Origin of the sequence: Pseudomonas sp. 50_B (genome assembly GCF_017491625.1) — a bacterium.
GTDB lineage: Bacteria > Pseudomonadota > Gammaproteobacteria > Pseudomonadales > Pseudomonadaceae > Aquipseudomonas > Aquipseudomonas danubii.
In genome coordinates, this window is sequence record NZ_JAFGYX010000004.1 from 351361 (window position 1) to 358547 (window position 7187).

Annotated in this window: 5 protein-coding genes; all 5 read right to left on the reverse strand. The window is 64.7% G+C overall.

Annotated elements, in window-relative coordinates; all coding sequences use genetic code 11:
• Positions 1-63 precede the first annotated feature (63 nt).
• On the reverse strand, positions 64-2538 hold the full coding sequence (locus J5M73_RS08390) for a TonB-dependent siderophore receptor (protein ID WP_102864160.1): 2475 nt from the start codon (positions 2536-2538) through the stop codon (positions 64-66).
• Positions 2539-2642: 104 nt separating this feature from the next.
• Entirely contained in the window at positions 2643-3614 is a 972-nt protein-coding gene (locus J5M73_RS08395) for a FecR domain-containing protein (RefSeq protein WP_207167428.1), read from the reverse strand.
• Positions 3611-4132 (reverse strand): sigma-70 family RNA polymerase sigma factor, encoded by a 522-nt coding sequence (locus J5M73_RS08400; RefSeq protein ID WP_102864158.1) that lies wholly within the window; start codon positions 4130-4132, stop codon positions 3611-3613. Before J5M73_RS08400 ends, J5M73_RS08395 begins: the two co-directional genes overlap by 4 nt.
• A gap of 111 nt (positions 4133-4243) precedes the next feature.
• Positions 4244-5218: a porphobilinogen synthase gene (gene hemB / locus J5M73_RS08405; RefSeq protein WP_016962997.1), complete on the reverse strand. Its 975-nt coding sequence runs from the start codon at positions 5216-5218 to the stop codon at positions 4244-4246.
• Positions 5219-5607: 389 nt separating this feature from the next.
• Positions 5608-6453: a PhzF family phenazine biosynthesis protein gene (locus J5M73_RS08410; protein WP_102864157.1), complete on the reverse strand. Its 846-nt coding sequence runs from the start codon at positions 6451-6453 to the stop codon at positions 5608-5610.
• Between the last annotated feature and the right edge of the window lie 734 nt (positions 6454-7187).

The following is a 7187-nucleotide window of genomic DNA, read 5'->3' on the forward strand; positions in this document are numbered from 1 at the left end:
CGGCCTGAAGCGGCCGCGCCCGGTCCCCGCACGGCCAGCACCGGCGCGACCGTCAACCCGACCTCAGAAGTCGGCCTTGACCGACAGGGTGAAGTTGCGCGGGTCTCCGTAGAAGTTGCCGAAGCCTTCGGTACCGATGGTGGTGTAGTAACGCTTGTCCAGCAGGTTGTTGCCGTTGAGCGCCAAGGACCAGGTGTCGTCGATGCGATAGCCGATGCGCCCGTTCCAGATCGCATAGCCGGCCTGGCTGATGTGATTGCCGCTGGTGGGCGAGACCCGGTAGTTGTCGCTTTGCGCGTTGACCCCAGCCCCCACATTGAAGCGCTCCAGGGCACCGCCCAGTTGGTAGTCGCCCCACACCCGTAGCAGGTGCCGCGGTACGTAGGAATTGAACGACTGGCCGTTCTTGCTGCTGTCGGCATCCTCCAGGGTCTTGGTCTGGGTGTAGGTGTAGCCGGCCAGCAGTTGCAGGCGCTCGATCACCTCACCGCTGACTTCGGCTTCAAAGCCCTGGGCGCGGACCTTGCCCGAGTTCAGCGAGCAGGTGCTGTCCGGGCAGGCCGGGTCGTCCTGCTGCGCATCTTCCTGAAGGGTGCGGAACAAGCTGAAGGCGCTGTTCAGGCGACCGTCAAACCACTCGCCCTTGATCCCCGCTTCATAGCTCTTGCCCACCAGCGGCTTGAGAGAGGCACCGTCCAGGGTCCGATAGCTGCCCTGAGGGGTGAAGATGCTGGAGTAGCTGGCGTAGACCGTGAGGTTGTCGTTGAGGTCGTACAGCACCCCGGCGAACGGCGTGACCTCGCCGGTTTCCTTGGAACGGGCGCTGCTGGGGGTGCGGGTGTCGCGCCAGTAGGCCACGGCATCGTTCTGCGACTTGTACCAACTGACCCGGCTGCCCATGACCAGGGTCAGCGGGTCGGCCAGTTTCAGGCGCAGGGTGGAATACAGCCCCTGCTGCTGGATCCGCAGATCAGAGGGGCCGCCCCGGGTGGAATTGCTTTCGTAGTAGCTGGCATCAGGCTTGGGCAGATGGTGATCGGGGTCCAGCACGTTCTGCCGCTGCGGCAAGCCGGCCACAGCATAGAAGTCGTCCTTGATCGAGCGGCTGGCGTTGGCGCCGAAGGTCAGTTCGTGCTCCTGGCCAAAGGCCTGGAAGTGGCCGTCGACATAGGCATCGAAGCCGTAGTCCACCTGATCGTAGTCATAGGTGCTGCCCAGCATCAGGGTACTGGAACGGCTGGCACCCACCGGCACCGAACCGCTGGGGAAGGCGTACTCGATGTCCTGGGTGTTGCGGCTGTAGACCCCGGCCACCTTCAGCGCCCAGTCGTCGTTGAGCTGTTGCTTGAGGTCGGCGAAATAGGTCGCGCGCTTGCTGCGCGAGTTGTTCCAGGCGGTGTTCAGGCAGGTGGAACGGCCGAGCTTGAGGTCGCTGCCGTCGCTGTAGCGTGGCAGGCCGCCCCAGCACGGGCGCGAGTCAACGTCTTCATAGGCCATGCCCAGGCCCAGGGTGGTGTCGTCACTGAGGTCGAAATCCAGGGCGCCGTAGTAGACCTGATCCTTGCGCTCCCCCAGGTCATAGAAATACTGCCGGGTCTGCTGGGTCACCACCGCCCGGCCGCGAACGGTGCCAGCGTCGTTCAGCGGCCCGCCGGTATCCACCTGGGCCCGGTAGTTGTCCCAGCTGCCGGCGGACATCATCAGCTGGGTGTGGGGCGTGGCCTGGCCACGCTTGCGCACGAAGTTCACCGAACCGGCGGTACCGCCCGCGCCCTTGAGCATGCCGGCGGCGCCGCGCAGGATCTCCACCCGGTCATAGAAGGCCATGTCGCTGCTGAAGCTGTCGGCCTGCACGTAGCTGCTGCCCATGTCCAGGGGCACGCCGTCGTACTGGTACTGGCCGGTCATGCGAAAGCCCCGGGAGTAGAAATACTTGCCGCCCATGGGCGAGTCGTAGAGGGTGATGCCCGGGGTCTTTTCCATCACCTGGTCGATGGTGTTGAGGTTCTGGTCATCGAGCATCTTGCGGGTGATCACGGTCACCGACTGCGGGGTTTCCTTCAGCGAGTGCTGGCCCTTGCCGATGGTCACCGCGCCGGTGGTGTAGGAACCGGAGTACTCGGTGGTGGCCCCCAGCTCCTGGCCCTGGACCTGAGTGGTGCCCAGCTCCAGGGTGCCATTGCCCTTGGGCACGGGGCGCAGCACATAGCTGCCGTTACTCTGCGGTTCGGCCTGCCAGCCGCTGCCGGCAAGAATCCGCGCAAAGCCTTCCTGCACCCCGTAATCCCCCTGGAGCCCCGCCGAACGCAAGCCGGCCGTCTGTCGCGCATCGAAGGAGATGGCCGCCCCGGCGGCACTGGCGTAACGGCTCAGCACTTCGGTGAGATCCCCCGCCGCGATATCGAAGCGGCGCACCGCCGTCTGTTCGCTGGCCGCCACCGCAGTCAACGGCAGCAGTGCCGCGCCATACACCGCCAACGCGCCCCAGAGCCCGACCTTGATGGCCTGGGCCAACTTCGACTTGTGAACTTCAGACATGTTTTGCCTTCCCCCAATCTTGAAAATGAATCCACTGGGGGATGAGCCGGATCAGAATGGGCAAAAGTGCAAAGACCGGAATAATTATTTTTTACCGCTTGGTTTCAGCCGAGGCGGCGCTGGGACACCCGCACCCAATAGCGGGTGTAGCGCTCGATGCGCAGCGAGAAACCGCTCTCAAGCGCCGCCAGGGCGCGGTCGGTGTCATCGATGGGAAAGGCCCCGGAAATCTTCAGGCCGGCAATCTGCGGATCGCACTGCACCACACCCCGGCGGTAGCGCGACAGGTCCGCCAGCAAGTCCTCCAAGGGTCGGTCGAGGGCGATGATGCTGCCCTGGCGCCAGGCGCCTACTGAAGCGTCGTTGGGTTGTAGCGCGGCGAAACTCCGGGTGTTGAAAGCCAGTTGCTGCCCGGCTTCGACCCGACGCACCAGCGCCCCGTTACCCAGGCTGACCTGCACGCCCTGCTCCAGCACCGCCACCTGATCCTCGCGCTCTTCGCTGCGCAACACGAAACGCGCGCTCTGGGCCTGGACCTCGCCGTGGCGGGTGATGATCCGCAATGGCCTGTGCTGCGCATCAACGCCAGCGCTCACCAGCATCTCGCCCCAGAGCAACTGCAACCGGCGCTGCTGACCGTCGAAAGCCACATTCACCGAGGTGTCGGTGTTGAGCAGCAATGCACTGCCGTCCGCCAGGCGCACTTCACGGCGCTCGCCGACCTGGGTTCGATAGTCCGCCAGCAATTGCTGGGCGCTGTCGCTGCGCCAACCCAGCCAGCCCAGGGAGCCGGCCGAAGCCAGCACCACCAGATTGCGCATCAGCTCACGGCGCGAGCGCCCGGCCCCGCGTAAGGTGGAACCGGCCAGACCGCCAGGCAGGGCCGACATCTGCTCGCCCAGTTGCTGCATGCGTTCCCAGGCCTGGCGATGCAAGGGGTCGGCGGCCAGCCATTCGCGCCAGGCCGCCTGTTCCTGTTCGCTGGCGGTGCCGGAGCGCAACTGCGCATACCAGCGCGCCGCGCCGCTGATGGCCTGGCGCTCGCTCACGCTCAGTTGCAGGTTGGCAAAACTCATGACAGCTGCATCCGCATCTGCATCAGGCAGCAATGCTCCATGGCCTTGGCCATGTAGTTGTTGACGCTGCGCACCGAGATCTGCAGGCGTTCGGCGATCTGCTCGTAGGTCAGGCCATCGCACTGGGACAGCAGGAAAGCCTGCTTGACCCTGGCCCCCAGGCCGTCCAGCAGCCGGTCGACCTCCAACAGCGCCTGGAGCATCAGGTTCTGCTCCTCCGGCGACGGCTGCTCGCCCTCGGGCACCAGGGCCAGGGCCTCCAGGTACGCCTGCTCCAGGGAGCGGCGGCGAAACAGGTCGATCAGCAGGCCATTGGCGATGCGCGACAAGTAGGGCCGCGGCTCACGGATCTCCAGGGCATTGCGCGCCTTGAGCACCCGCACGAAGGTGTCCTGGGCCAGATCGGCGGCATCGAAGGTGTTGCCCAGGCGCTGGCGCAACCAGCCCTGCAGCCAGCCGTGGTGATGGGTGTACAGATCGGTGACGGCACTGCGCAGGGATAAGTCGTCGGCGGGCATGACAATAAGGATTCATATTTGATAATGAATCGCATTGTCATGTAGGGGCGGAAGTCTTGGCAAGAGCCACGAACGCCGGACGACGTTCGTGGCGGTACGGCGGGGGCCTGGTCAGATCCCGGCCAGGGCCAGGTCCATGGCGAAGTAGGTGAAGATCAGGTCGGCACCGGCGCGCTTGATCGAACCCAGGCTTTCACGCACCACCCGCTGCTCGTCGATGGCCCCGGCCTGGGCGCCGAACTTGATCATCGCGTACTCGCCGCTGACCTGGTACGCCGCCACCGGCAGGCGCGAGGCCTCGCGGATGTCACGGATGATGTCCAGGTAGGCCCCGGCCGGTTTGACCATCAGCGAGTCGGCGCCTTCCTGCTCGTCCAGCAGGGATTCGCGCACCGCTTCGCGGCGGTTCATCGGGTTCATCTGGTAGCTCTTGCGGTCGCCCTTGAGCGCACTGCCGCCCGCCTCGCGGAACGGGCCGTAAAGCGCCGAAGCGAACTTGGTGGAATAGGCCATGATCGGCGTCTGGGTGAAACCGGCGGCGTCCAGGGCGCGGCGGATGGCCTGGACCTGACCGTCCATGGCCGCCGACGGCGCGATCACGTCGGCGCCGGCACGGGCCGCAGCCACCGCCTGCTTGCCGAGGTTGATCAGGGTCTGGTCGTTGTCCACTTCATGGCCGTGCATCACGCCACAGTGGCCGTGCTCGGTGTATTCGCAGAAGCAGGTGTCGGACATCACGATCATCTCCGGCACCGCGTCCTTGGCGATGCGCGACATGCGCGACACCAGGCCGTTTTCCTTCCAGGTATCACTGCCATCGCAGTCCAGGTGGTGCGACACACCGAAAGTCATCACCGACTTGATCCCGGCGCGGGCGTAACGCTCGATCTCGCCGGCCAGCTTGGATTCGGGGATGCGCATCACCCCGGGCATGCTCTTGATCGGCACGAAATCGTCGATTTCCTCCTCGACGAAAATCGGCAGCACCAGGTCGTTGAGGGTGAATTCGGTTTCCTGGAACAGACTGCGCAGTTGTTCGGAGCGACGCAGGCGACGGGGACGGGCTTCTGGGAACTGGCTGGACATGATTTTTCCTAAGGCTGAGCGCGGGACAACACGAGCGATGGCGAAAAAAGGCTGAAAGCTTATGCCCAGAGCCGCCAGGGTACAAACCCGCACGGCTCAAGAGAGTCTTGCGAATCTGCTAACAATCAGCGCCAGGCCCGCTATTCATGGGCTTGGCGAGGGCCCGCGCAGGCCGGCCTGCGACCATCTGACGCAAGACAGAGGAGCAGCAACAAGCAACAAGCAACAAGCAACAAGCAACAAGCAACAAGCAACAAGCAACAAGCAACAAGCAACAAGCAACAAGCAACAAGCAACAAGCAACAAGCAACAAGCAACAAGCTTCGAGTGGCAAGCGGCAAGTGGCAACTGCGCCGGGCTGGGCTTGGAGCTGGACACTTGCCGCGGCTTCACCCCGCGAGAAACTTGCCTTCAATACAGGTGACGGCAGAGCCGCCGATCCACACCTCATCGCCCACCTGCTCCACATCGATGGACCCAGCGCGGCCCATGCTCAGGCCCTGGCTGACCCGATAGCGCGACGGCGCCAGCCCGGCCCCCAGCAGCCACTGGGCGATCCCGGCATTGAGGCTGCCGGTGGCCGGGTCTTCGGGCATGCCGTCGCCGGCGATAAAGGCCCGCACCTCGAACTGCGCATCGGTGTCATCGCGCTCGGGGTCACAGGGCGCGATCACCCCTACGGCCAGACCGATCAGTGCCGGATAGTCCGGTTGCAGATCCAGCACCTGCTGGCGCTCGCCGAGCATCACCGCCAGCCAGCCGGCGCCGTTGTCGACCCACTGCGCCTGGACGATATCCCCGGCTTTCAGGCCCAGGCCACGGCGTACCTGCTCCAGCACCTCGGGCTCCACCGGGCCGGACTTGAGCAGCGGCGGCGCGAGAAAGGCCAGCTGATCGCCCTGACGACGAATGCGCACCAGACCGACTTCACACTCCTGAATGATCTCCTCGCCCCGGGGCACCCCGCCGGCTTCGAGCCAGGCATGGCAACTGCCCAGGGTCGGGTGACCGGCGAAGGGCAGCTCTTGGGTGGTGGTGAAGATCCGCAAGCGATAGTCGGCCCGGGGGGCGCGGGGCTTGAGCAGGAAGGTGGTTTCGCTGAGGTTGGTCCAGGTGGCGAAAGCGGCCATGCGTTCGTCGCTGAGATCGTCGGCGTTGAACACCACGGCCAGGGGGTTGCCCTTGAGGGGGGTGGAGCTGAAGACGTCGATTTGCTTGAAGTTCAGGGCGGGCATTTAGAGGGAGCCTGGGGTCGGTGGGGCTGGGGGTGAAGTGTACATATTCGTTGCTGCGGGTGTGGCGGTTGGTGGTTTCGCTCTTACAGCGGTGGGTTGGGTACATATCCGGTGCGGCGGTCACGGCTACTTGGGGTTCCGCTCTTACAGCGAGTGGGCTGTGTACATATCCGTTGCTGCGGTCACGGCTACTTGGGGTTCCGCTCTTACAGCGAGTGGGAGGGGGGACATATCCATTCCTGCGGGTGCGGCCGCTGGCGGTTTCGCTCTTACAGCGAGTCACTTTGAAAAGCCCAAAGTAACCAAAGGCTCCTGCCCCTCCACTCGGTGCCTCGCCTAGGCTCGGGGTTCCCTCTCTCCGGCATTGCTCCGGGGGCCCGCCGCCAACCGGCCATCCATGGCCGGGTGGCGGCTAGCTCGGCATCCATGCCGAGCTGCCCCCTACGCAACGCCTGCGTTCGGCCGGCTGGGAAGGGGCCGGAAGATCAAGATCAAGATCAAGATCAAAAGCCAAAGCCAAAGCCAAGGTGCGCAGGCTGGTTCCTTGTAGCCGCTGCCGAAGGCTGCGAACGAGCGCTAGCGCTCGCAAAACCAGGCGGCGCGATATGTCAGGAATATCGGGGAGGCAGGTTTAGCGTCTCCTGCGGAGCCGGTCGCAGCCTGCGGCAGCGGCTACATTAACGCGAACGGCAATGAAACAGGCCGGCCGGCAGGCCGCCGTCAGATTTTGATCT